The sequence below is a fragment of the Acidovorax sp. LjRoot129 genome, from assembly GCF_964253765.1.
In the GTDB taxonomy this organism is placed as follows: domain Bacteria; phylum Pseudomonadota; class Gammaproteobacteria; order Burkholderiales; family Burkholderiaceae_C; genus Acidovorax.
Genome location: NZ_CAXUSE020000001.1, coordinates 2,908,369 through 2,930,940, shown reverse-complemented (window position 1 = coordinate 2,930,940; position 22,572 = coordinate 2,908,369). Strand labels below are relative to the sequence as shown.

Here is a 22,572-nt window from a genome sequence, read left to right as displayed (position 1 = left end):
AGTTGCCTGCACAACAGGCAACACGAAGAACCCCGGATCTGTCCTACGTCTTGACCCAGGTCAGCATAGATACAGCGTGGCGGCCCCGCATGGTGGAAACCACCAATTGGCGCGTTGCGCCGGGAGCTTGCCAGGACCACATCACGGCTTCCCCGGCGACAGCCCAAATGCGCAGCCTTCGTTTCCGGTCCTGCCGCTGGTTTTAGCGCTTCCCCAACCGGCGTTCGAAGGGTCGAAACAAGCACTCAGGGTAGGGGGGCGGGTCCCCGGCTGGACAATTCAAATGAGAATAAATATCATTTACTGGCCTGAGTACGTCACATCCGTCCACCGCAAAGGGCTTTCCACAGGAGCAATGCCAATGGATTCGAGCCTTTCCCCCACCGCCGCCACCTTGCTGACGCCCAGCGGCGCAGTCGTGCGCGCGCCGCATCGGGCGGGCGCCGCAGTGGCTGGCATGGGTAACGAACCGTCTGGTCCGATCCATGAGGAAGCGGTCTTACCCGAAATGTCAGTTGGTGCCCAGGGCGTTGCTCACGGCGTGGCGAGTCTGCCCGGCGCACTTCGGCTTACGCAGGTTTCGTTTCGCCGTCCCTTGCCGCGCAGGCTCCTCGGGTGGGCCATCGTGCTGCTGGGCATCGTCGCGGCCGGGGCACAGGCATGGGCTTGGATTGCCGGCCAGCCCGCAGTGCTGGGCGCGCTCTGGGGCGGGTTGGCGGCGGCACTGGCCACCGCGCTCGGCACGGTGCCCGTGTTGCTGTCGCAGCGCCTGTCTGAGCGCACGCAGGACACGCTGTTCGGCTTTGGCGCGGGCGTGATGCTCGCGGCCTGCTCGTTCTCGCTGATCATTCCCGGCCTTTCTGCAGCACGCGCCAGCGGCGCCGGTGCCTGGGCGGCGGGTGGCACATTGGGCGCGGCGATCCTGCTGGGCGCGCTGGCGCTTCTGGCGATGGAGCGGCTGCTGCCGCACGAGCATTTCATCAAGGGCGTGGAGGGCGGGCAGACTTCGCGCACGCTGCGGCGCACCTGGCTTTTTGTGTTTGCGATCGGGCTGCACAACCTGCCTGAGGGCCTGGCGATCGGCGTGGCCTATGCGGGCGGCGACGCCTTGCGCGCGAGCGCCCTGACCACCGGTATCGCGATCCAGGACGTGCCCGAAGGCCTGGTGGTGGCCGTGGCGCTGCTGGCTGCAGGGTACCGGCGCGCGCTGGCCGTAGGGCTGGGCATGGCGTCTGGGCTGGTAGAGCCCGTGGGGGCCGTGCTGGGCGCAGCCGTGGTCAGCTATTCAGCCAGCCTGCTGCCCTGGGGCCTGGGTTTTGCGGCCGGGGCCATGCTGTTCGTGATCAGCCACGAAATCATCCCCGAGTCGCACCGCAAGGGCCACGAGGCTTGGGCCACCGGCGGGCTGATGGTGGGGTTTGTGATCATGATGCTGCTGGACACGGCCTTGGGGTGACCACTCGGCCTCACCTGGGCCGCACCCGTGCAGTGTGAGGACGCCGTTCTGTGATGGCCTGCAGATGCTGTACATGCCTGGGTTTCGGGGAGGCCCTGCTCACGAGCGCCGGAAGCAATTTCAAGCAGTTTGCTATAAAAATATTAGCTACATGTGATTGATGAATAAGCGCTAGAGCCCTTTTTGACTTGATTTTCTGAGGCATAGGCACTCAAAGCGCGGTTCAGCGCTGCCCCAGGTTCGTGCCCCATTGCTCCAGCTGTGCCGCCCGCGCAGTGTTCAGCGCCTCCACGCAGAGCAGCTGCCGCATCTGGAGGGCAGCGCCGATCGCGCCGCCGCCCAGCGCATTGTTCAGTTCGCACTGCGCAGCGCGGTATCTGGCAAACGCCCGGTCCGCGGCGACCAGGCTGCGCTTGGCGGCGGCTTGGTACCGGGCGTCCTCGTACCAAGCTGCGATGGCCACCACCAGCACCTGGTGCGATTGCGCCAGCTTGACCTCGCTGGCCGCCGCCGCTGTGCGCAGGCAGGTGAGCCGGCCGGCCTGGGAGTAGGCATCGCAATCGGTGGTGGTCGAGGCCGTGGCACGGGCGTCGGCAGCCAAGGCGAGCGCCGCCCAGATCGCCATGGCGCAAATTTTTCGGTACCGGTGCAGTAAGGGCTGGGCGTGCATGTCGCTGGCTTTTGTTGAGATGGAAAACGGTGTTGGATGAGGCGGCGTCTTGTGGGTGCGCCAGAGCGCCGGTGAGGCGTGCGTTTGGTGGGCGAAGACCTGTCCAGTATCTGGTGGCTCTGCTCCCGCGCCGCAGCGCCCGTCGGCAGTCACCCAAAGAACCAGTAGCACACGCCAATCGCCGCCACCACGCCCGCCAGCTCCGCCAGCAGCGCGCAGCTCACCGCGTGCCGGGTGCGCTGAATGCCCACGGCGCCAAAGTACACCGCCAGCACGTAGAAGGTGGTCTCGGTGCTCCCCTGGATGATGGCCGCAGCCAGGGCGGCAAAGCTGTCCACGCCGTGGGTCTGCATGGTCTCGATCAGCATCGCGCGGGCCGCGCTGCCCGAAAACGGCTTGACAAGCGCGGTCGGCAACGCATCCACAAAGCGGGTGTCTGCGCCCAGGGCTTCCACACACCAGCGGATACCGCCAAGCACATAGCCGAGCGCGCCCGAGGCACGGAACACGCCCACCGCGCAGAGCATGGCCACCAGGTAGGGCAGCAGGCCCTTGGCCACGTCAAAGCCTTCGCGAGCGCCTTCGATGAAGGCCTCGTACACAGCCACCTTGCGCCAGGCGCCGATCACCACAAATGCGACGATCAACCCAAACAGCGTGAGGTTGCCCAGCAGGGACGACAGCTGGGCCAGCGCAGCCCCGCTGAGCGTGGCCAGCAGCGCCATGAAGCCCCCCAGCACCAGCGCCGCAGGCACCAAATAGGCCAGCACCACGGGGCTCCACAACGGCAGTCGCTGCACCACCGCCACGCTCACCAGCCCGACCAGCGTGGACGCCGACGTGGCCAGCAGGATGGGCAGGAACACCAGCGTCGGGTCCGCCGCGCCCTGCTGCATGCGGTACATGAAGATGGTGACAGGCAGCAGCGTGAGCGACGAGGCGTTGAGCACCAAAAACAGGATCTGCGCGTTGGTGGCGGTCTCGGGCTCGGGGTTCAGCTCCTGCAGCGCCTTCATGGCCTTGAGTCCCATCGGGGTGGCCGCGTTGTCGAGCCCGAGGGCATTGGCGGCAAAGTTCAGTGTCATCAGGCCCAGGGCAGGATGGCCGCGGGGCACGCCTGGCATCAACTTGGTAAAGAGCGGCGCCAGCCACCGCGCCAGGGCGTCAACGATCCCGGCTTTTTCGGCGATGCGTAAAAACCCGAGCCACAGCGTGAGCGTGCCGAAGAGGAGCATCATCACCTCGACTGACAGCTTGGCCATGGCGAACAGGGCCTCGACCATCGCGGCAAAGATCTGCACGTTGCCGCCCACCAGCCATTGCGCCAGCGCGGCCACGGCCGCGGTCAGAAAAAAACCCAGCCACAGGGTATTGAGCATCAGGAGTTCGCCAGGGCAAGGGGTGGATCGGTCGCTTGGGATGAGCTGCGGACTTTGAATCCGCTGACTACTGGCTGCGAGGTTACCTTTCCTTGTCCGGGGCAGGGTCTGCTGGCGTGGCTGGCAGGCAACGGTGGCCGCAGTGGTACCCTATAGGGTTCGGTTCAGTTCACCGCAGGGGCATCCAGAGGGTCGTTTTCCTGTGGTGAGCGGTGAGCCACCCCGTCTCAGGCGCCCCGGCGCGCCGCAACAACTCCAAGGGAAAGAGATCCATCATGGGCGCACAGTGGAAGGCAAAGGGCAAGGCGTTGGTCGCCGACGCCAAGGGCAAGCTGTTTGGCAAGCTGGTCAAGGAAATCACCGTGGCCGCACGCGGCGGTGCCGATCCGGCCAGCAACTCCCGGCTGCGCCTGGTGGTCGAGCAGGCCCGCAAGGCGTCGATGCCCAAGGACACGCTGGAGCGCGCCATCAAGAAGGGCTCTGGCACCGGGGCTGATGCCGTCCACTACGAACATGTGATCTACGAGGGTTTTGCGCCCCACCAAGTGGCCGTGATGGTCGAATGCCTGACCGACAACGTCAACCGCACCGCGCCCGAAATGCGCGTGCTGTTCCGCAAGGGCCAGCTGGGCACCTCGGGCTCGGTGGCCTGGGACTTCAACCACGTGGGCATGATCGAAGCCGAGCCCACCCATGGCAATGCCGACCCGGAGCTGGCCGCCATCGAAGCCGGCGCGCAGGATTTTGAAGCCGGCGACGAGGAAGGCACCACCACCTTCTGGACTGACCCGACCGATCTGGACCTGGTGAGCCGCGCGCTGCCAGCCCAGGGTTTTACGGTGCTGTCGGCCAAGCTCGGCTACAAGCCCAAGAACCCCGTCAACCCCGCCAACCTGACTGCCGAGCAGCTCGAAGAGGTCGAGGCCTTCCTGGCGGCCATCGACGCCAATGACGACGTGCAGAACGTGTTTGTGAGCCTGGGCAGTTGAAGACGACCCGCAACCGGGGGTACCGGCCTGCTGAGTGCCCGCCTGATTTGTGCGTGCAACCTTCGCGCATGCCGTTGCAGCCTTCGCACTTTTTATGACTGCAGACCACTACGCGGCCCTCGGGCTGGCGCCCAACGCATCGCTGGCCGACATCAAGAAGGCCTTTCGGCAGAAAGCGTCGTTCTACCACCCGGACCGCAACGACGCACCGGATGCTGCGCAGCGCTTTCAGGCCGTGCAAAAGGCCTACGAGGTGCTGTCGGATGACACCGCACGCCAGGCCTACGACGACAACCGCCGCCGCAACTTGCTCGACGACCCGCTGCAAACCGCGCAGGAAATCTGGCAGGCGTACGCCCACAACATTCTTTCTTCCTCTTCTGGCGTTCAGTGAAACTTTCTCCCTACTTTTACGACCTGCGTTCGGCCTACCAAGCCGAGCTCGACGATCTGGTGTCCGACTCCGAAGGCAAGGACGTGCTGCGCAAGCGGCTCGCCGAAAAGCGCAACGAAATCGGCTTTTTGGTGCAGATGCTGGAGATGGCGCCTGAAATGGTGGCTGTGGTCTTTCACCAGGGGTTCCGTTTTGCCAAGCCCGCCGCGGTGGAGCGCTTCTTGGGCCTGCCCCAGGAGGAGTTGCCCGACTGGCACAGCCTGACCCAAGCCGTGACGCTCGAGCCCTGGGCCCAGAGCCTGGCGCAAGCCGTGCTGCGCGAGCCGCAGGGCGCGCGTTTCCTGGTGGTGGCCGCAGGGCTTGAGTACCTGCACCAGCACGCCCGCATGGCACCGGCTGCGCATGCTGAAGGGGCCGATGGTGACCAGGACGAAGACGCGGCAGATGCGGCCGAGCACGACGACGACTTCAACGCGCTGAGCGCCGACGACGCAGCGGACCCACAAAACAGCCGCACCCGGGATGAAGCGAGTTCCAACTGGTTGGCGGACGTAGGGTTCGACCGGAAGGACTAGCCCCCCTGAGGCGCTTTCGCGCCATCCCCCCCGAGGGGGGACGCCTCCGGTGGACCGGCGAAGCCGGATCCACGGTGGCACCGGCGATGAACCCGCGCCGGTTTTGACCGCCTTCGGGAAGCGACGAGAGATTTTGCAAAGACCCGAGAGATGACCATGAGCAACGACAGCAATAACACCCACCTCGCCCTCATCACCAAGACCACCAGCCTGATCGCGGCGGGCGACATCGTGGGTGCGGAGTCGGCGCTGGCTGAGCTGGCCGATACCGAGGGCGACCGCGCGCTGATGGTGGTGCTCGACCAGCTCGCGCCCAAGGACATCCTGGCCGTGATGCGTGAGTACGACGAGTCCAAGGCCTCGGTGGTGAACATGCTCGTCACGCCCGAGCAGTTTGCGCGGGCGATGGTGCTGGAGAAACAATACAAGGACCTCACGCACACGCACCTGCGCAGCATGGTCAATGCGGTCATCTTCCGCGACGATGCCGACCCGGTGGAGTTCCTCACCGCCATTGGCGACCTGGAAGGCGGTGCCGAGGCGCTGGCCAACTACTTTGCCGAGAAGTGGAGCCGCATCGAGGCGTTTGCCCGCACCGGCACCTTCGACGCCGCCGAGGACTACGGCCTCACGCTGACCGATGATGAGCTGCTGGCATCGGGCTACGTGCAGCCCCGCGTCGACCAGGACGAAGTGGCCGACCGCGACTGGATGCAAATGGCCTGGCTGCTGCGCTACGAGTGCCGCGATTTGTTCATCGAGATGCTGCTGGTGCTGCGCGCCAAGGCCCGCGCCTACGACCTGGGGCTGGAGGAGGGCGACGAGCCGGCGGAAGAGGACGACGGCAAGTTCGAGACCAGCGACACCGACCGCGGCAAGGCCACGCCTGCGGCCCGGGCCTCTGATGAAGAATCTGCGATATAGAGGGCAACCCCCTGAGGCGCTTCGCGCCTCGGTGCCGCAGCCAGAGGCTGCGGCTCTTCGGGCACGTCCAAGCCTGCGCAGGCAGGCTTGGAGCCGCGGCCCTCAGCCCCTTCTCTCAAATTGCTGCGCAATTTGGGAAGGGGGACACCGCCAGCGCCGCGGGGCGGCCCTTGCGCGGCGGTCCTGGCATGGGGCGCGCCAGTTTCCATCAGCCGTGACGATGCACAGCGCGAGAAAACCTAAATGACAGTGCCTCATACACCACCCACCGATTTGCCTGCCGCACCCAGCGCGCTGCAACTCCACGACGCCCGCCCGTTCTTCGACAAAGCCCTGGCCTACGGCGTGTCGCACGGCATCGTCAGCGGGGACCGGCTGGCAGCCATCAACGCCGATGCCCCCAAAGGCATGGTGCAGATCGCCCGCTACTTCGGCAGCGAGTTCCTGCGGCCCGAGCTGGAGAAGGCGCGCGACCGCATGGTCAACCTGATCAGCCTGTACCTGCTGGAGACCACGGGCGGCGATCTGCACGAGGCTGCGGTGTCGCTGCGCGACCATTCGTTCCTGTCGCGCTCCAAGGGCGGCTCCGACATGCTCAAGCGGCTGATTGCCCTGCCCGAGAGCAGCAACTTCGGCATGGGCGGCTACGCCGATGCCGAAACCCCGCTGCTGGCCACGTGGTCGCTGCGCAGCCATGCGGATTACCGGGCCGAGCTGGCCCGGCGCACCTTGATTGCCCAGACCCTCGGTGCTGCCCAGTGGCTCGCCGAACAGTACGACCTTGACCCGGACGAGCTCGAGGCGGCCGGCGCCGACGCCGAAGCGGTGATTCGCACCGGCCTGCTGATGCAGGCTCTCGCGCCCAAATCGGCAGACCTGGACGAGTGGCCCAGCGCGGTGCGCTTCGAGAAGATCGTTGCCGCCTTGCGCAAGAAGAAGCTGCCTGCCCCCACGCAGCTGCGCCTGCCCCCCGGCCTGCCCGTCGATCTGCGTGAGGTGGTGCAGGCCCAATGCGCCGCAGTGCTGGCCGATCTGCCCAAGCTGGTCGAATCCGCCACACCGCTGCGCGGCTTGCTGCGGCCTACCAGCGCTTTTCGGGCGCGCTACTTTCTGCTGGACGACCCCCTGGCCGCCGTGGACGACTACCACCGCAGCCTCGATGATCTGGATGGCGACGACGAGCCGCCCCAGCCTGCCAGCAAGACCTGGACAAAAACAGTGCAGGGCAACGACGACGAGCATTCGCTGCTCACGCTGTTCCTGTGCCTGGCCGCGGGCGTGCCAAAGAAGACACTGCTGACCGAAAAGACTGCCGCCAGCCTGGTGCGCAAGGTCCGTAAATCAGGCTGGCAACCGCCGCTGGCCACTGAGTTCATTCAGAGCCATGCGCCTGCTGTCCACCAGCAGGACTACATCACCCTGTGGACGAGTTTTGTGCAGGACGCAGAGAAGACGCTGCTGAGCGACATGGACTACCAGATGCACGACGCCCTGGCGCTGCTGCGCCGGGAGTGCAACGTCACCGCCTGACCGCGCCCAGCGGCTCCCACAGCAGCGGCCGCAAGGCTTTGCACGCAGGCGCCGTCCGGCGCCCTGGATACCCGCTTGCCAACGCAACTGCCGCTGTGTCAGCCCGAGGTCATGCACTGGCGGTAACATCTTGCTGCAATTTCTTTGCGGAGTAGCCCGGCCTACCGGGCCCGCCTTTCACCCATCCGTCAGTCAGTACGTTGCCAGTGCACACCCCCACCCTCGTCATCGTCGCGGCCATTTTGTCGGCCTTGGTCACCACGGTGCTGTTTGCCGTCTGGTTTTTTAACCGCCGCATTCCAGGGCTGCGGTTGTGGACCTGGGCGTTCTTGGGAGGGGCGGTGCTCTGCGCCACGCTGTTGTTCCGGGCGCATTTGCCCGAGGTGGCTTCGGTGGTGCTCACGCAGACCGCCAACGCGCTGGCCGCCTACCTGTGCTGGCAGGGAAGCCGCGCGTACATGGGGCGCCCGCCGAGCCCGCATGGGTATGCCGCGGCGGTCCTGGCCGCAGTCCTTTGCATTGCGGTGTATTTCACTCTGGTGCAGCCCCACGCGGGCGCACGGTTTGCGCTGGCAGGCTGCGTGGCCGCCACCTGTTTTCTGCTCACGGCGCGCACGGTGGCCCGGGGCGGGTTTCGCAACATGCCAGCGCGCTACCTGTTTGCGGGCATGGTGGGTGTCCACGGGGTCTTCGTGCTGGTGCGGCCGCTGCTTTTTCGCCTGGCGGCTCCGTCTGATGCCGGGCTGCTGGTGCAGATATCGCAGTTCGTGCTGCTCGAGGCCACGGTGGCGCTGGTGATGATTGCGTTTGGCACCTTGATGCTGATCAACGAGTTCATCACTACCGAGCTGCGCCATCTGGCCGAGGTGGACCCGCTCACCAGCGTGTTCAACCGCCGTGCCTTCCTCGCCCTGCTCGACAAAGGCCTGGCCACCGCGCAGCACTCGCAGGCCGCGCTGCCGGTGCTGGTGATGGATCTGGACCATTTCAAGAAGATCAATGACACCTGGGGCCACCGCTCCGGCGACGATGCGCTGCGCCACTTCGTGATGCTGGCGCAGCGCTGCCTGCGCAAGGAGGATGTGATGGGCCGCCTGGGGGGCGAGGAGTTTGCGATCTTCCTGCCCAGCACCGACCGGCAGGGCGCGGGCGCAGTGGCAGAACGCCTGCGCGCCCTGGTCGAGACCCAGCCGCCGGCCATCGATGGCGGCAGCACGCCGTTGACGGTGAGCATCGGCATTGCGCTGTCTGCCAGCAACGACTCGGCGCAATCGGTGCTGCAGCGTGCGGACGAGGCGATGTACGTCGCGAAGAAACTGGGGCGCAACCGGGTGGAGTTCGTCTCGGCGGCTGTGCAGACCGCCGCTGCCTAGCGCGGCGCAGCGCGGATGGCTTGCTGGCGCACGGGCGCTCGCAGCATCAGTCAGCGCCGCGGCAAGGAATGGGAGAGGGCAGGGCAAAGGCGAAATGTGTCGGCTGCACGACCTTCGCGCAGCCCGCCAGGGGCACGCGCCGCAGCAGCCATCACACAATGGCCATCCACCCGTTGATCTCGCGGCCATCCACCGACTGAGCAGACACCCATGGCCATGACTCCCCGTACCGGCGCCGAGCGCGCCGCGCACCCGCCTAGCCCGTCCACGCCCGCACCGGTTGAAGTCCCGCCGTCCACGCGCAGGTCCATCCTGCGGCGCGGCACGGGCCTGGCAGCAGCGGGGGTGGTGGTGGCGGTGGGTGTCGCAGGGGCGGGTTCCCTCTTGAGCCGACCCGGCAACGATCGGCAACTGGTGTTCACCAGTGTGGCCGAAGCAATGCGCGAGGTGGAGCGCCTGGCCGCCGCGTCGGCGCACACGCAGGCCCTGGAGCCCGCCACCGCCTGGAGCTGGGCCCAGACGCTGGAGCACTGTGCGCAGAGCATCGAGTTCTCATTGAACGGCTTTCCGGCGCCGCGCTCTGCGCTGTTTCAAAACACCGTGGGCTTGGCGGCTTTTCAGGTCTTTGCGCTGCGCGGCCGCATGAGCCACAACCTGGCAGAGCCGATTCCCGGCGCGCCTGTGCTCAGTGCCTCGGCCGCCAGCGCATCCGCGATGCTGGCCCGGTTGCGCACCGCCGCGCAGCACTTCCAAGACCACACGGGGCCTTTGCACTCGCACTTTGCCTACGGCGACCTGAACAAGGCGCAGTACGAGCAAGCACATGCCATGCATCTGGCCAACCACCTGTCGGCGTTTGACGTGCGAGCGGGCTAGGCTGACTGGCCCTCTCCTGCGTATGCGCCGGAGGCATCCGGGTGCCGCTGGGACTATGCCGCAGGGACTGTTGAGGCGCCGGGCGACGGTGGACCACGGCGCCAGCTGTGCACTGGCGGGACCCCTCGACGGCCCACCGAACGGACATGCGAATGCGTGAAAAACACAAGCTCGATTGCTATAAAAACTATAGCTACAAGTGCAATAGGAACAAGCGCTAGGGGCTGTTTTTATATAAAAACGAGCTTATGAAGCATCAACCAGCAAGGAAGTCGACGCCCGTCGGCCGTCCTGCCAAGTGCAGCGCCGCCACGGGCGCAGGGCTACCCGCCAGTTTCTTGCCGCGCCGGTACACCGCCAGCCGGGTGGCGCGCAGGCGAATCGCCTCGGCCGGATTGCGCGCGTGCAGCAGCACAAAGTCCGCATGGGCGCCAGGCACGAGGCCGTAGCCTTCCAGGCCCAGCAGTTTGGCGGGGTGGGTGGTGACGGCATCGAAACATTGGCGCATGGCGGCCTGGCTGGTCATCTGGCCGATGTGCATGCCCATGTGGGCCGCCTCCAGCATGTCGCCGCTGCCGCCGCTGTACCAGGGGTCCAGCACGCAGTCGTGGCCGAAAGCGACCGTCAGGCCGGCGGCCATCAGCTCGGGCACGCGCGTCATGCCGCGGCGCTTGGGGTAGGTGTCGTGACGGCCCTGCAGCGTGATGTTGATGAGCGGGTTGGCCACCACGCCCAGCTGCGCCTCGGCCATCAGCGGGATGAGCTTGCTCACGTAGTAGTTGTCCATGCTGTGCATGGAGGTGAGGTGCGAGCCGGTCACGCGGCCGTGCAGGCCCAGGCGCTGGGTTTCAAACGCGAGTGTCTCGACATGGCGCGAATGCGGGTCGTCGCTCTCGTCGCAGTGCATGTCCACGCGCTTGCCGCGGTCTGCGGCCAGCTCGCACAGGAGCTTGACGCTCTCGGTGCCCTGTGCGTACGTGCGCTCAAAGTGCGGGATGCCGCCCACCACGTCCACGCCCATGTCCAGGGCACGCTGCAGATTGCGCAGCCCGCCGGGCGTGCGCAGTACGCCGTCCTGGGGGAACGCCACCAGCTGCAAATCGAGGTAGGGCGCCACACGCTGCTTGACGTCGAGCAGCGCCTGCACGGGCAGCAGGTCGGGGTGGCTGGTGTCCACGTGCGAGCGCACCGCCAACAGCCCGCGCGCCACTGCGCAGTCGCAATACGCCAGCGCGCGCTGCACGATCGCGTCGTGCGTGAGGTGGGGCTTGAGCTCGCCCCACAGCGCAATGCCCTCCAGCAGCGTGCCGCTTTCGTTCACCCGCGGCTGGCCGTAGCTCAGCGTCGAATCCATGTGGAAGTGCGCGTCAACAAACGGCGGGCTGACCAGCAGGCCGCCAGCGTCCAGCGTTTCGTGCGCGGGCGCTGCCAGGCCTTCGGTCACCTCGACAATGCGGCCGTCCTGCACGGCGATCGAAACATTGGTGCGGCCGTCGGGCAGAGTGGCGTGGGTGATGAGAAGGTCGAGCATGGCGTGTGTCGTGGGGGGCGAGGTGTCGGGTTTCTTCAAGCCAGCGCGGGTTTTGTGGGTCAAGCTATCGGCTTTGCGCGGCTCGCCCATTGGAGCGCATTTTTATTGACCGAGGCAGTTTCTATGCAATTTGGCTACACCATTCTCTACGTCGAAGACGTTCCCAAAACCATTGCTTTCTACGAGGCCGCATTTGGCCTGGTCCGCCGCTTTGTGCACGAGGCGGGCGACTACGGCGAGCTGGAAACCGGCGCGACCGCTCTGGCTTTCTCGTCATTGCGCCTGATGACCGAGCTGGGCAAGAACCCGCAGCGCGCCACCGCCCAGGCCCCCAGCTTCGAGATCGCGTTCACCACCGCCGATGTAGCTGCCTCCGTGCAGCGCGCCGTGGCCGCCGGTGCGCGCCTGGTTCATGCGCCCGAGCAGATGCCTTGGGGCCAGACGGTGGCCTACGTGGCGGACATCAACGATGCGCTGGTGGAGCTGTGCACGCCCATGGCGCCCCCGCCCGCCACCGCAGGCTGAACCTGCACCTGGTGGCTGAGGACGCAATGGCCGCTGCCGATTCGCAGGAAGCCGACTCAGCCATACCCTGCCTGCGCCACCGTGGCCAGCAGGCCGGGCGAGCGGCGCAGCAATGACGGTGACTGCCCCAGCCAGCGCAGGCAGTCGCGGCTGAAATGGGCCTGGTCCGCGTAGCCATGGTCTGCCGCAATGCCGGCCAGCGCCTCGCCGCCGCCCAGTGCCTGCGCCGCGCGGCGCACGCGGGCCAGGGCGCGCCAATAGCTGGGCGGCTGCCGGGTCGTTGCACGGGTAAGGCGTTCCAGGCTGCGCTCCGACACCCCCAGGGACCGGGCGGCGCCCGCCACGGTGGCCGCGTGGGCCAATGTGTGCAGGGCTTCCTGCACGCGCGCTTCCTGGTGCGTGTGCGTGTCGATAGCCTCGAGCAACTGCTGCTCCACGGTGTGGTCGATGCGCTCTGGTGCGCTGCTCCCCCAATCCCTGGCAACAGCCCGCGACCAGATGGCCTGCGCAGCGCGGATCAGCGCCGGGGCTTGCACCACGGTGCCCGGCCGCAGGCGGTAGCCGCGCCAGAACTCGTGGGCAGCCCCAGGCACCGTCACCGCAGCATCGGCCAGCGGCGAAACGTGCCAGTCGGGTTGGCCCGTGCCATCCACATGCAGGATGAGGTCGCAGCAGCCATCGGGCAGCACCACTGTGGATCCGGGCTCGGTGGTCCGTTGCTGCCACCGGGCTAGCAGGCTGTGGGGCAGCAGCTCAGCGGCGGGCGGCGCGTGCGGGGATTGCAAAAGATCCATGGCGGGCTGGCGCCGTCAGCGCAAGGGCGTAGTGCGGTAGCGCAGCGCGCCGGGCCGGTGCCCTGCATCGATGGTGATGCGAAACACGCTGTTGTCATGGCCCGACTCGGCCCGCGCCGTGAACCGGATCCCCTGCGGCGTGGCCTGGCAGCGCATCTGGCTCAGGGAAATGGAGGCGTGGTCGTTGTTCAGCGCCGCCACGCCCACGGTCTTCACTTCGTGCGCGGTGTCGTTGTCGTCACGCCGCAGCCACTGGATGTACAGGAAGGACTGGGCGTACCGCGTGGCATGCACGATGCGGTACATGCCCCTGCGGCTGCCGTCTTTGCCGGCCGGGGCAGGCCATTCGCCACAAGCCTGCACCCAGTCCACATCGGGCTCAGCGGCGAAAGAACCGTACGGAATGTCCATGCCCAGTGCGTGGGCGTTGCCTGCGGCTGCAAGGGTCAGCGCGATGGCCGAGGCCATGGCCAGCAGGGCGGCCCGGACGGTGTGTGGCATGGGAGTCATCGAGTGAGGTGTCGAGCAAGGCGGTGATCAGGATGGGGCTGGAGTATCAAGTGGCGGTTTGCAGCAGGCGAATCGCAGCGGGTGCCCTCAAGGCTGCCATTGCACCTGCACCGCCCAGCCCGTGGCGGCGAACAAGGGTTTGAGCACCGCCTCGGCATTCTCCTTGGCAGTGGCCACGGTGCTGCTGGCCTGGCAGGTGCGCTCCACATCCTGCTGGGCGCGCTGCAGGGCGGTGTCGATGGCCTGCGTGCGGTTGGCCGAGCCCGGAATGAGCAGCTCGATGCCCGTGCCCTGCACCGCGTAGAAGTACGAGCCGCCCTGGTCGCGCGGGCCGTGGTGCACCCGGGCCGACAGTGCGATGGGCGCAGGCAGCCGCAGCACGGCGGTGCGGGCTGCAGTGTCTACCGCTTCATAGCGGGCCTGGCGCATGTCGGCGCCCACCAGGCAGTCGCCGCGGGCCACCAGCAGCACCTGCGTGCCGCCCAGCTTCAGCTCCCACTGCGTCCATGGAATGCCCTGCGTGATCTGCTGCGTGAACTCAATGACGTTGGCATATCGCACCTTGACCGATACCAGGTGGCCCATGTCCTCCAGCGCCAGCAGTGCTGGCGGGGGAATAGGGGCTGCAGGCTGGCGCAGCGCCCACCACAGGCCCCCACCGGCCAGCGCGGCCCCCAGAAGTGCGCTGCCGATGGCCAGGGCCCAGGGCTTGCGCGGAGAAGCGGCAACAGAAGCGGCAATGGCGGAATGTTCCATGGCTCAGGCGCCGTGGCGCCGGTAGCCCGCCATCAAGGCCGCCAGCATGCCCATGCCCACGGCGCAGCTGCGGTTAAGCCAGCGCAGCCCGCGCTGCGACAGCCACCGCACGGCCTGCCAGCCTGCGGCGGCGTAAGCCACCATGACCAGCGTATCGAGCCCCACAAAGATCGCGCCGAGCACCGCGTACTGCAGGGCCTGCGGCTGGGCCGGGTCCACGAACTGCGGCAAAAAGGCCGCAAAGAACAGCAGCGTCTTGGGGTTGGACAGCGCCACGCCCAGGCTGCGCACAAAGGCCGCGCGCCCTACGGCCTGCTGCCCCGGCACCTGGGCCAGTGCCGCCTGCACATCCACCGGGGGGCTGAGCCACAGCTGAACCGCCAGCCACAGCAGGTACAGCACGCCAGCAACGCGCACCACGTTGAATAGCGTGGCCGACGCATTGAGCAGCGAGCCCAGGCCCACGGCCACCACGGCGATCAACATGCCTGCCCCCAGCCCCGCGCCCGCCATGCCCCAGGCCGCGCGGCGCATGCCCCCGGCCATGCCGTTGGACAACGCCAGCAGCATCGTGGGGCCGGGGATCACGGCCAGCGCCAGGGAGGCGGCGGCGAACATCAGCAAGGTCTGGAGCGTCGGCATGTGGGTCATCCATGGGGGTGTCTACCGCCCGCATGGTACGGGACTGCGGGGGCGCCGATGCTCGATGCTGTGCTGATCGGCTGCGTCAGCGTTCGCCCTTGCGGTAGGGCTTCATCAACGCCTGCGGATACGCCGCCTTGCGCGCCACCAGCACCAGCGCCAAGATGGACAGCAGGTACGGCAGCATCAGATACACCTGGTACGGCAGCCACGCATCGCCCGCCTGCTGCAGCCGCAACTGCAGCGCATCGAAGAAGGCAAAGAGCAGGGCGCCCAGCAGTGCCTTGCCGGGCCGCCACGACGCGAACACCACCAGCGCCACGCAGATCCAGCCGCGCCCGTTCACCATGTTGAAGAAAAACGCGTTGAACGCCGACAGCGTGAGAAAAGCGCCCGCCACGCCCATCAGCGCCGAGCCCGCCACGATGGCCCCGGTGCGCGTGGCCGCCACCGGAATGCCCTGGCCCTCGGCCGCCTGCGGGTTCTCGCCCACCATGCGCACCGCCAGGCCCAGTGGGGTGCGCATCAGCCCCCAAGCCAGCAGCGGCACCAGCACCAGCGCCAGCAGCGTGAGCGGCGTTTGTGCCGACAAGATGGGAATGCCCAGCCACTCCATGGGCGCGAACGGCTCGATGGTTGGCGGCGTGTTGACCTTCGGGAAGCTCACCCGGTAGCCGTAGTACGACAGCGCCGTGGCCAGCAGCGTGATGCCCAGCCCCGACACATGTTGCGACAGCGCAAGGCCCACCGTCAGCCACGCATGCAGCAAGCCGAATACCGCGCCCGTGAGCGCCGCCACCAGCACCCCCGTCCACAGGCCATGCCCGGCATACACGGTGAGCCAGCCGGTGAAAGCCCCCGCCACCATGATCCCCTCGATGCCCAGGTTCAGCACGCCCGCGCGCTCGCACAGCAGCACCCCCAGCGTGCCCAGGATGAGCGGTGTGGCCACGCGCAGGGTGGCGATCCAGAAGGCCGGGTTGGCGAGGATATCGAGCAACTCGGTCATGCGGTGGTGCTCCAGGCTGTCACTATCAAATTAATAGCTGCTAGCGCTTGATAGACAAGCGGCGGAGGCATTTTTTGTTTGAATTTTGAGTGCATGGCGGGTTCACTTCCAGCGCACCCGGTACTGCGTGAGCAGCCCCGCCACCAGCACCGCGATCAGCGACGTGGCCACGATCACGTCCGCAATGTAGGTCGGCACACCCACCGCGCGGCTCATGCTGTCGGCGCCCACCAGCACGCCGGCCACGAACACGCCCGCCGCCACCACCCCCAGCGGGTGCAGCCCCGCCAGCATCGCGATCACGATGCCGCTGTATCCGTAGCCCGGCGACATGTCGAGCGTCACATAGCCCGTGCGGCCCGCCACCTCAATCGCGCCTGCCAGCCCCGCCAGGCCGCCCGACAGCAGCGCCACCAGCACCACGGTGCGCGTGATGGGCACGCCCGCAAACGCCGCCGCTCGCGCATTGGCGCCCGCCGCGCGAATGTCGAAACCCGGCACCGTGCGCGCCAGCAGCGCCCACAGCATCACCGCCAGCGACACGGCCCACAGCAGCCCCGTGTGCAGCCGCGTCTGCGGCACCAGGCGGGACAGCTCCAGCTCGCCCTGCAGCGCCACGCTCTGCGGCCAGCCCATCGAGAGCGGGTCTTTCATCGGGCCGTCGAGCAGCGCCGACACCAGCAGCAGCATGATGAAATTGAGCAGCAGCGTGGTGACCACCTCGTCCACCCCCAGCCGCGCCTTCATCAGCGCCGGGCCCAGCAGCAGCAGCGCCCCGGCCAGCGCAGCTGCCAGCATCATCAGCGGAAAGAGCAGCCAGGGCGACCATTCCAGCCCCGTGCCGCCATGCATCCCGCCCACGGCCACGGCGGCCAGCGCGCCGGCATACAACTGGCCTTCCGCCCCGATGTTGAACAGCCGCGCCCGAAACGCCACGGCAGCCGCCAGCCCGGTCAGGATCAACGGCGTGGCGCGCGTGAGCGTTTCGGTCAGCGCAAACACCGAGCCGAAGGCGCCCTGCAAAAGCAGTGCATAGGTCTGCCCCACCGGCGCGCCGGCCCACAGCACGAGCAGCGCGCTGATCAGCAGGGTGAAGACCACGGCGCCTGCCGGTGCCAGGATGTAGGCGACCGGGGAGGTGTGGTTGCGTTTTTCAAGTCTCATCGTTGTCCGTGGTTTGCAGCCCGCGAAACTGGCGAGGCCGATACCAGTGCACCCGTGGAACGGGCTTCGCCAGGCCACCGGGTGCGCCCCTTCCCGAAGGAGAGGTGCTGAGGGCCGCGGCTCCAAGCCTGCCTGCGCAGGCTTGGACGGCCTCGAAGAACCGGTGCCTCGGGCGCCAGCACCGAGGCGCGCAGCGACTCATGGGGAGCTTCATGTCACACCCGCCATCGCCAGCCCGATGGCTTCGCGCGTCCAGCCGTCCACGGGCCTTGCATCGCTCAGCTGCCCCTCGTGCATCACCGCCACCCGGTCCCCCAGCGCCAGCACTTCGTCCAGGTCGTCCGAGATCAGCAGCACGGCCGCACCGCCGTCGCGCGCGTTGATGAGCTGCTGCTGCACGAACATCACCGCGCCGATGTCGAGACCCCAGGTGGGCTGGTGCGCCACGATGAGCCGCGGGGCGGCGGCGCTGCCGGTGGCATCCTGGGGCGGCAGCAGGGCGCGGCCCAGGATGAGTTTTTGCATGTTGCCACCCGACAGCGCGCGGGCGGGCGCGTCGGGCCCGCCGCCGCGCACGTCGAAGGTGCGGGCCAGGTGCTCGGCATGCGCACGCGCTGCGCCGCGCTTGACCCACCAGGCCCTGAACCAGGGCTGCGCGAACCAGCGGCTGCGCAGGCGTTCGGACACTGCGTTCTCCCACACCGGCAAGTCGCCCACCACGCCCACGGCGTGCCGGTCTTCCGGGATGCGGGCCACGCCCTGGTCCACCAGCCACGCGGGCTGTGCGCGCAGCGGTGCGCCCAGCAGCGTGGCATTGCCCGACACAGCGGCGCGCACGCCGCACAGCACATCGGCCAGCGCCACCTGCCCGTTGCCCGACACGCCGGCAATGGCGACGATCTCGCCTGCATGCAGGGTGAGGGAAACGTCCCTCAACCGGTCGCGCCCGGTGGCGGCGGTGCTGACGCGGTCGAGCACGCACACCGGTGCGCCCACATGGCGCGCGGGGCGGCGTGCTGCGGCCTCAACGGCATGCCCCACCATCCACTGCGCGAGCTGGCTCTGCGTGGTGCCTTGCGCTGGCGCCTCGGCCACCAGCCGCCCCTGGCGCAGCACGGCCACGCGGTGCGACACGCGCAGCACCTCGGCGAGCTTGTGGCTGATGAAAATGATCGACAGGCCATGCGCCACCATCTGGGCCAGCGTGCCGAACAGCGCTTCGCTCTCCTGCGGCGTGAGCACCGCGGTGGGCTCGTCCAGGATCAGGATGCGCGCGCCGCGGTACAGCGCCTTCAGGATCTCCACCCGCTGGCGCTCGCCCACCGACAGGCTGCCCACCCGCGTGTCCGGCGAAAGCGCGCCTTCGCGCGCTTCGGGCTGCACCGGCAGCCCGAACTGCTGCGACACCGCCAGCAGCCTGGCCCGCGCCGCCGTGCGCCGCGAAAACGGCTGCCACAGCGGCTCGGTGCCCAGCAGCACGTTGTCCAGCACGGTCAGGTTGTCGGCCAGCGTGAAGTGCTGGTGCACCATGCCAATGCCCGCATCGAGCGACGCGCGCGGCAGGCCCGGCGGCAACGGCTTGCCGAACACTTCGATGTGGCCCTCGTCCGCCACGTAGTGCCCGAACAGGATGGACATCAGCGTGGACTTGCCCGCACCGTTCTCGCCCAGCAGCGCCAGCACCTCGCCACGCTGCAGCGTGAGGCTGATGCCGTCGTTGGCGACCAGCTTGCCAAAGCGCTTGGTGATGTTCTTCAGCTGCAGGACAACGTCGGCCATAGTGTGATGTGGTTCAAACGAATGCTGAGTGCGCAGATTCAGCGGTGCTCTGGCTGGCGATAGGGCCTTGGCAAGGTCGCCCCGCGCCATGACAAACTCCGGTCCATTCATGATGCATCACTGCCGTTTCATCCCCATCCCAGCCACCGTATCCGCCGCGGCGTTTCTCGTGGGGCTGTGCCTGCTCCCTGCCCATGGCGCCGCAAGCGCCGAAGCTGCCTTGGCCCCGGCGACACCAATGACGCGGTGCGGCTGGTTCGATAACCCCTCGCCCGGCAACGCAGATCTGATCGACGCTGGCGGTAGCTGGTCCGTGGCCCAACAGGCCGGGCACCAGGCCGAGGGGCCGTGGCCCGCATTTCCGTCGAAACGCTGGGTCCGTACCGGTGCAGGTAGCTACGGCTACGGTTGTGCTTGCCTGACGGGACATTTCGATGGAGCCGATCACACGGTTCTGTCCGTCACAACATCAAGCACGCGGCCGCTCAGCGCGTGTCGTGGGGACAAAGCGCTCAAGAGCCTGGAGCCGTCCAATCCGTGGAAGTAGCACTTGACCCGGCCCTGGTAGGAGAGCTGTGGTACAGGCATAGGTGTGCTGCAATGAAGGCTCAGGTCGGGTCGGTAAGCTGATGCAGCGGCTGCCGAGCCGTTAACCAGCTCACTTCCAGCTGGCCAGAAACGCGCGCAGTACCTTTGCCGAATTGGCCGCCGCCAGATGCATGAAGGTGTCCATCTCGTTTTCTCCTTCACCGCCGCCCGCCAGGTCGCTCAGCGAGCGAAACGCGATGTAGGGCACACCATTGCTGTGCGCCACCATGGCAGTGGCGGCGGTTTCCATGTCGAGTACGTTGGCCTCAAAGGTCTTGAACGCGTACTCGCGGAAGGCCTTGTTGTCCACAAAGGCCTGGCCCGATACGCCGTTGCCGCCGACCACCATGCGCGGACGTTCCTTGAGGCATTTGCTGGCGTGGCAGTGGTCCAGCGCCACGCCGGTGTCCAGGTTGCGGGCCACGGCGAGCATGCGCGCATCCGCCGCAAACCAGAACTGTTTGGTGATGGCGGGCTGGGCGGCGCTGCGCACCTCCACCGGGCGCGGATGCATCATCCCGAACGCGGGCAGGGTGAGTTCGCTCTTCATCCAAGCCGGCGCGCTGTACTGGCCCGGCTTGTCTTCGCGGGCCATGAGCCATTCCATGTACTGGCCCCACTGGGCAGGCACCGTCACATCGCCGATGTGCAGGCCGGGGTTCACGCCGCCGGCAATGCCAGAGAACACGATGTGGCTCACGTTGAAGCGGTCCAGCACCAGTTGGGTGTTCATTGCCGCGTTGGTCATGCTGATGCCTGAGAGGAACACGACCACGGGCTTGCCTTCGAGCGTGCCGGTGGTGAACTCCACGCCGTTGACGCTGTGCTTGTTGGGCTGCTGCACCTGCGGCAGCAGCACGGTGAGTTCAGGTGCAAAGGCGGAAATCACGGCGATGCGTGGGGTGTCGTCCAGCCGGACGGACTTGGCGGGGCCGACTGCCGCACAACCAACCAACACACCGGCAAAGGCCAGGGCGCTCAGCAGGCGCAGGCCTCGGTTAGCGAGGGCTTGTTTTGCAAGATGGAGAGAGCGCAGCGCGTGCATGGAGTGCCTTATGGAAGGGAAGAGCCAAACAGTGACCACCGCGCGCCGGCGGTGGGAGCAGCAAGGCAGCCCGGTGCGCGGGGCCTGAGCACCGAAGCCGGCAGCCGCGCTTATTTCGCAGTCGATTTCGGCTGGGTGTCGTCCACCTTCACCGTGAACTTGCCCGCCAGGATTTCCGCCTCGCGCGCCTTGACCTTGGCCACGATGTCGGCGGGCACCTTCTTCTCGAACGTGCCCAGGGGCGCGAGTTCCGAGCCCTTGTGCTTCATCATCGAGTACGGACCGTAGTCCTCGGGCGTGAACTTGCCTTCCTTGACCAGCTTGAGCGCGCGGTCGATGCTGGGCTCCATGTGCCACAGGGCCGAGGCGACCACGGTGTCGGGGTACTTGTCCTGCGTGTTGATCACGTTGCCGATGGCGAGCTTGCCTTTTTCCTTGGCGGCGTCGGACACGCCAAAACGCTCGGCATAGAGCACGTCGGCGCCCTTGTCGATCATGGCAAACGTCGCTTCCTTGGCCTTCGGTGGGTCAAACCAGCTGTTGATGAAGCTCACGGTGAACTCGACCTTGGGGTTGGTCTCCTTCGCGCCCGCCATGAAGGCGTGCATCAGGCGGTTCACCTCGGGGATGGGAAAGCCGCCCACCATGCCGATCTTGTTCGTCTTGGTCATTCCGCCCGCGACCATGCCGGACAGGTAGGCGGGCTCCTGAATGTAGTTGTCGAACACGCTGAAGTTGGGCGCTTGCGGTTTGCCGGACGAGCCCAGCAGGAAAGACGTCTTGGGGAAGTCCTTGGCCACCTTGCGGGCGGCGGCTTCCACCGCAAAGGCCTCGCCCACGATGAGCTGGTTGCCGCCCGTGGCGTACTCGCGCATCACGCGCTCGTAGTCGGCGTTGGTGACGTTCTCGCTCGACTTGTATTCGATCTCGCCCCGCGCCTCGGCGGCTTTCAGCGCCTTGTGGATGCGGCTCACCCATTGCTGCTCGTAAGGCACCGTGTAAATCGCCGCGACCTTGATCTTGGACTGCGCCGTGGCCAAAGAGGGTGCCATCGCCATGGCGGCAGACAGGGCCATAGAGGTGCAGAGCAGGCGTCCGGTGAAGATGCGGCGGGTGGTCATGGTGGGGAGTTCCTTCAGTATGAAAAGAAAGGACAGCGAGGAAAGGGTGTGTACATGCCATCAAGCAAGGAGCGCGCCAGTCAGCGCCTGCGTCGCGGCAGACCGGCGCCAGTCTGCCAGAGGAAAGCCACCAAGTGGTAAAAATCCGCGGCCACTGCCGCAGCGCCCACAAAAAAGGCCACCGCATAGGGTGGCCGGAGGCTACGTTGGAGGGATGCAGTCGCGAAGTCTGCGCTGCTATCTTGCGCCTACTTGGTGCCAAAAATCCGGTCCCCCGCATCCCCCAGCCCCGGCAGGATGTACCCATGGTCGTTCAGCTCACGGTCGATGGCGGCGGTGAAGATCGGCACGTCGGGGTGCGCCTTTTGCAGCGTGGCCACGCCTTCGGGGGCGGCCAGCAGGCAGACGAACTTGATGGAGCGGGGGTTGAGCTTCTTGAGCCGATCTACACACGCGGCGGCCGAGTTGCCCGTGGCGAGCATGGGGTCGACGACGATGATGTCGCGCTCTTCCATTTCGGACGGCATCTTGAAGTAGTACTCCACGGGCTGCAGTGTGGCCGGGTCGCGGTACAGGCCGATGTGGCCGACGCGGGCGCCGGGCACCACGTTGAGCATGCCGTCCAAAAATCCGTTGCCGGCGCGCAGGATGGAGACCAGCACCAGCTTCTTGCCGTCGATGACCTTGCCGGTCATGGTCTCGAGCGGGGTTTCGATCTCGAAGTCCTGCAGCGGCATGTCGCGCGTGACCTCGTAGGCCATCAGCGTGGAGAGCTCGCCCAGCAGGCGGCGAAAGCTGTTGGTGCTGGCGTCCTTGCGGCGCATCAGCGTGAGCTTGTGCTGGACCAGGGGGTGGGTGATGACGGTGACGTTGCTATCGGTAGCGGTGCTCATGGCGCGGCCTTTGGTCTGCGGGGATGGATAAAAAGCGGTGGCGGTATTT

The 22,572-nt window shown here is 67.0% G+C and carries 23 protein-coding genes; 10 read left to right on the top strand and 13 right to left on the bottom strand.

The genetic code is table 11. The features are described from left to right. The first annotated feature begins 628 nt into the window (after positions 1-628). A complete protein-coding gene (locus ACSQ3Q_RS13430; RefSeq protein WP_436137000.1) occupies positions 629-1,456 on the top strand; it encodes a ZIP family metal transporter in 828 nt (275 codons plus the stop codon). Positions 1,457-1,679: 223 nt separating this feature from the next. Here ACSQ3Q_RS13430 and ACSQ3Q_RS13425 read toward each other — a convergent pair whose 3' ends face one another. Continuing rightward, positions 1,680-2,081 carry a lysozyme inhibitor LprI family protein gene (locus ACSQ3Q_RS13425; RefSeq protein ID WP_436134868.1) on the bottom strand — a complete coding sequence of 134 codons (402 nt, stop codon included), beginning with the start codon at positions 2,079-2,081 and terminating at the stop codon, positions 1,680-1,682. 194 nt (positions 2,082-2,275) lie between these two features. Next, positions 2,276-3,505 carry a nucleoside recognition domain-containing protein gene (locus ACSQ3Q_RS13420; RefSeq protein WP_436134867.1) on the bottom strand — a complete coding sequence of 410 codons (1,230 nt, stop codon included), beginning with the start codon at positions 3,503-3,505 and terminating at the stop codon, positions 2,276-2,278. 275 nt (positions 3,506-3,780) lie between these two features. On the opposite strand from ACSQ3Q_RS13420, the gene ACSQ3Q_RS13415 reads away from it, so the two are divergent. The 7 genes from ACSQ3Q_RS13415 (at position 3,781) to ACSQ3Q_RS13385 (ending at position 10,166) form a co-directional block, all read left to right on the top strand. Further along, on the top strand, positions 3,781-4,494 hold the full coding sequence (locus ACSQ3Q_RS13415) for a YebC/PmpR family DNA-binding transcriptional regulator (RefSeq protein ID WP_436134866.1): 714 nt from the start codon (positions 3,781-3,783) through the stop codon (positions 4,492-4,494). Positions 4,495-4,588: 94 nt separating this feature from the next. Continuing rightward, positions 4,589-4,888, top strand: a complete 300-nt coding sequence (locus ACSQ3Q_RS13410; protein ID WP_436134865.1) for a J domain-containing protein — start codon at positions 4,589-4,591, stop codon at positions 4,886-4,888. Continuing rightward, complete coding sequence (locus tag ACSQ3Q_RS13405) at positions 4,885-5,463, top strand: hypothetical protein (protein WP_436134864.1); 579 nt, start codon at positions 4,885-4,887, stop codon at positions 5,461-5,463. Before ACSQ3Q_RS13410 ends, ACSQ3Q_RS13405 begins: the two co-directional genes overlap by 4 nt. A 156-nt stretch (positions 5,464-5,619) precedes the next feature. Next, positions 5,620-6,387 carry a hypothetical protein gene (locus ACSQ3Q_RS13400; RefSeq protein WP_436134863.1) on the top strand — a complete coding sequence of 256 codons (768 nt, stop codon included), beginning with the start codon at positions 5,620-5,622 and terminating at the stop codon, positions 6,385-6,387. A 243-nt stretch (positions 6,388-6,630) separates the two neighbouring features. Beyond that, positions 6,631-7,917, top strand: coding sequence for a hypothetical protein (locus tag ACSQ3Q_RS13395; RefSeq protein WP_436134862.1), 1,287 nt, complete (start codon positions 6,631-6,633; stop codon positions 7,915-7,917). Between the two features lie 206 nt (positions 7,918-8,123). Next, positions 8,124-9,290, top strand: a complete 1,167-nt coding sequence (locus ACSQ3Q_RS13390; RefSeq protein ID WP_436134861.1) for a GGDEF domain-containing protein — start codon at positions 8,124-8,126, stop codon at positions 9,288-9,290. Between the two features lie 210 nt (positions 9,291-9,500). Further along, positions 9,501-10,166, top strand: coding sequence for a DUF1569 domain-containing protein (locus ACSQ3Q_RS13385; RefSeq protein WP_436134860.1), 666 nt, complete (start codon positions 9,501-9,503; stop codon positions 10,164-10,166). A gap of 256 nt (positions 10,167-10,422) precedes the next feature. Here the strand turns inward: ACSQ3Q_RS13385 and ACSQ3Q_RS13380 are convergent, their stop codons facing one another. After that, positions 10,423-11,697: an amidohydrolase family protein gene (locus tag ACSQ3Q_RS13380; protein WP_436134859.1), complete on the bottom strand. Its 1,275-nt coding sequence runs from the start codon at positions 11,695-11,697 to the stop codon at positions 10,423-10,425. A gap of 123 nt (positions 11,698-11,820) precedes the next feature. Here ACSQ3Q_RS13380 and ACSQ3Q_RS13375 point away from each other — a divergent pair, with 123 nt between their 5' ends. Next, positions 11,821-12,222 carry a VOC family protein gene (locus ACSQ3Q_RS13375; protein ID WP_436134858.1) on the top strand — a complete coding sequence of 134 codons (402 nt, stop codon included), beginning with the start codon at positions 11,821-11,823 and terminating at the stop codon, positions 12,220-12,222. A 56-nt stretch (positions 12,223-12,278) separates the two neighbouring features. On the opposite strand, the gene ACSQ3Q_RS13370 is transcribed toward ACSQ3Q_RS13375, so the two are convergent. The 7 genes from ACSQ3Q_RS13370 to ACSQ3Q_RS13340 form a co-directional block, all read right to left on the bottom strand. After that, complete coding sequence (locus tag ACSQ3Q_RS13370) at positions 12,279-13,016, bottom strand: helix-turn-helix domain-containing protein (RefSeq protein WP_436134857.1); 738 nt, start codon at positions 13,014-13,016, stop codon at positions 12,279-12,281. A gap of 15 nt (positions 13,017-13,031) precedes the next feature. Beyond that, the gene (locus ACSQ3Q_RS13365; RefSeq protein WP_436134856.1) at positions 13,032-13,517 is read right to left on the bottom strand and encodes a hypothetical protein; all 486 of its coding nucleotides are present in this window, start codon (positions 13,515-13,517) and stop codon (positions 13,032-13,034) included. 96 nt (positions 13,518-13,613) lie between these two features. After that, on the bottom strand, positions 13,614-14,282 hold the full coding sequence (locus ACSQ3Q_RS13360) for a DUF4230 domain-containing protein (protein ID WP_436134855.1): 669 nt from the start codon (positions 14,280-14,282) through the stop codon (positions 13,614-13,616). 3 nt (positions 14,283-14,285) lie between these two features. Then, positions 14,286-14,924, bottom strand: a complete 639-nt coding sequence (locus tag ACSQ3Q_RS13355) for a LysE family translocator (protein WP_436134854.1) — start codon at positions 14,922-14,924, stop codon at positions 14,286-14,288. An 85-nt stretch (positions 14,925-15,009) separates the two neighbouring features. Further along, entirely contained in the window at positions 15,010-15,933 is a 924-nt protein-coding gene (locus tag ACSQ3Q_RS13350) for an ABC transporter permease (RefSeq protein ID WP_436134853.1), read from the bottom strand. A gap of 102 nt (positions 15,934-16,035) precedes the next feature. Then, the gene (locus ACSQ3Q_RS13345; RefSeq protein ID WP_056165574.1) at positions 16,036-17,097 is read right to left on the bottom strand and encodes an ABC transporter permease; all 1,062 of its coding nucleotides are present in this window, start codon (positions 17,095-17,097) and stop codon (positions 16,036-16,038) included. A 210-nt stretch (positions 17,098-17,307) separates the two neighbouring features. Further along, positions 17,308-18,876: an ABC transporter ATP-binding protein gene (locus ACSQ3Q_RS13340; protein WP_436134852.1), complete on the bottom strand. Its 1,569-nt coding sequence runs from the start codon at positions 18,874-18,876 to the stop codon at positions 17,308-17,310. 88 nt (positions 18,877-18,964) lie between these two features. On the opposite strand from ACSQ3Q_RS13340, the gene ACSQ3Q_RS13335 reads away from it, so the two are divergent. Then, a complete protein-coding gene (locus ACSQ3Q_RS13335; protein ID WP_436134851.1) occupies positions 18,965-19,423 on the top strand; it encodes a DUF4087 domain-containing protein in 459 nt (152 codons plus the stop codon). Positions 19,424-19,534: 111 nt separating this feature from the next. On the opposite strand, the gene ACSQ3Q_RS13330 is transcribed toward ACSQ3Q_RS13335, so the two are convergent. The 3 genes from ACSQ3Q_RS13330 to upp all read right to left on the bottom strand — a co-directional run bounded on the left by ACSQ3Q_RS13330 (position 19,535) and on the right by upp (position 22,523). Continuing rightward, positions 19,535-20,509, bottom strand: a complete 975-nt coding sequence (locus ACSQ3Q_RS13330; RefSeq protein WP_436134850.1) for a 5'-methylthioadenosine/S-adenosylhomocysteine nucleosidase — start codon at positions 20,507-20,509, stop codon at positions 19,535-19,537. A gap of 110 nt (positions 20,510-20,619) precedes the next feature. Beyond that, positions 20,620-21,630 carry a BMP family protein gene (locus tag ACSQ3Q_RS13325; protein ID WP_436134849.1) on the bottom strand — a complete coding sequence of 337 codons (1,011 nt, stop codon included), beginning with the start codon at positions 21,628-21,630 and terminating at the stop codon, positions 20,620-20,622. A 248-nt stretch (positions 21,631-21,878) separates the two neighbouring features. Continuing rightward, positions 21,879-22,523, bottom strand: a complete 645-nt coding sequence (gene upp / locus ACSQ3Q_RS13320; protein WP_436134848.1) for a uracil phosphoribosyltransferase — start codon at positions 22,521-22,523, stop codon at positions 21,879-21,881. Positions 22,524-22,572: the final 49 nt, after the last annotated feature.

Bases quoted from the DNA above. Each gene is read 5' to 3' on its own strand.
- ACSQ3Q_RS13395 (WP_436134862.1), top strand. From the start codon at position 6,631: ATGACAGTGCCTCATACACCACCCACCGATTTGCCTGCCGCACCCAGC.
- ACSQ3Q_RS13330 (WP_436134850.1), bottom strand. From the start codon at position 20,509: ATGCACGCGCTGCGCTCTCTCCATCTTGCAAAACAAGCCCTCGCTAAC.
- ACSQ3Q_RS13345 (WP_056165574.1), bottom strand. From the start codon at position 17,097: ATGAGACTTGAAAAACGCAACCACACCTCCCCGGTCGCCTACATCCTG.
- ACSQ3Q_RS13355 (WP_436134854.1), bottom strand. From the start codon at position 14,924: ATGCCGACGCTCCAGACCTTGCTGATGTTCGCCGCCGCCTCCCTGGCG.
- ACSQ3Q_RS13380 (WP_436134859.1), bottom strand. From the start codon at position 11,697: ATGCTCGACCTTCTCATCACCCACGCCACTCTGCCCGACGGCCGCACC.
- ACSQ3Q_RS13385 (WP_436134860.1), top strand. From the start codon at position 9,501: ATGGCCATGACTCCCCGTACCGGCGCCGAGCGCGCCGCGCACCCGCCT.
- ACSQ3Q_RS13370 (WP_436134857.1), bottom strand. From the start codon at position 13,016: ATGGATCTTTTGCAATCCCCGCACGCGCCGCCCGCCGCTGAGCTGCTG.
- ACSQ3Q_RS13350 (WP_436134853.1), bottom strand. From the start codon at position 15,933: ATGACCGAGTTGCTCGATATCCTCGCCAACCCGGCCTTCTGGATCGCC.
- ACSQ3Q_RS13375 (WP_436134858.1), top strand. From the start codon at position 11,821: ATGCAATTTGGCTACACCATTCTCTACGTCGAAGACGTTCCCAAAACC.
- upp (WP_436134848.1), bottom strand. From the start codon at position 22,523: ATGAGCACCGCTACCGATAGCAACGTCACCGTCATCACCCACCCCCTG.
- ACSQ3Q_RS13365 (WP_436134856.1), bottom strand. From the start codon at position 13,517: ATGCCACACACCGTCCGGGCCGCCCTGCTGGCCATGGCCTCGGCCATC.
- ACSQ3Q_RS13415 (WP_436134866.1), top strand. From the start codon at position 3,781: ATGGGCGCACAGTGGAAGGCAAAGGGCAAGGCGTTGGTCGCCGACGCC.
- ACSQ3Q_RS13335 (WP_436134851.1), top strand. From the start codon at position 18,965: ATGACAAACTCCGGTCCATTCATGATGCATCACTGCCGTTTCATCCCC.
- ACSQ3Q_RS13420 (WP_436134867.1), bottom strand. From the start codon at position 3,505: ATGCTCAATACCCTGTGGCTGGGTTTTTTTCTGACCGCGGCCGTGGCC.
- ACSQ3Q_RS13400 (WP_436134863.1), top strand. From the start codon at position 5,620: ATGAGCAACGACAGCAATAACACCCACCTCGCCCTCATCACCAAGACC.
- ACSQ3Q_RS13325 (WP_436134849.1), bottom strand. From the start codon at position 21,630: ATGACCACCCGCCGCATCTTCACCGGACGCCTGCTCTGCACCTCTATG.
- ACSQ3Q_RS13410 (WP_436134865.1), top strand. From the start codon at position 4,589: ATGACTGCAGACCACTACGCGGCCCTCGGGCTGGCGCCCAACGCATCG.
- ACSQ3Q_RS13425 (WP_436134868.1), bottom strand. From the start codon at position 2,081: ATGGCGATCTGGGCGGCGCTCGCCTTGGCTGCCGACGCCCGTGCCACG.
- ACSQ3Q_RS13340 (WP_436134852.1), bottom strand. From the start codon at position 18,876: ATGGCCGACGTTGTCCTGCAGCTGAAGAACATCACCAAGCGCTTTGGC.
- ACSQ3Q_RS13360 (WP_436134855.1), bottom strand. From the start codon at position 14,282: ATGGAACATTCCGCCATTGCCGCTTCTGTTGCCGCTTCTCCGCGCAAG.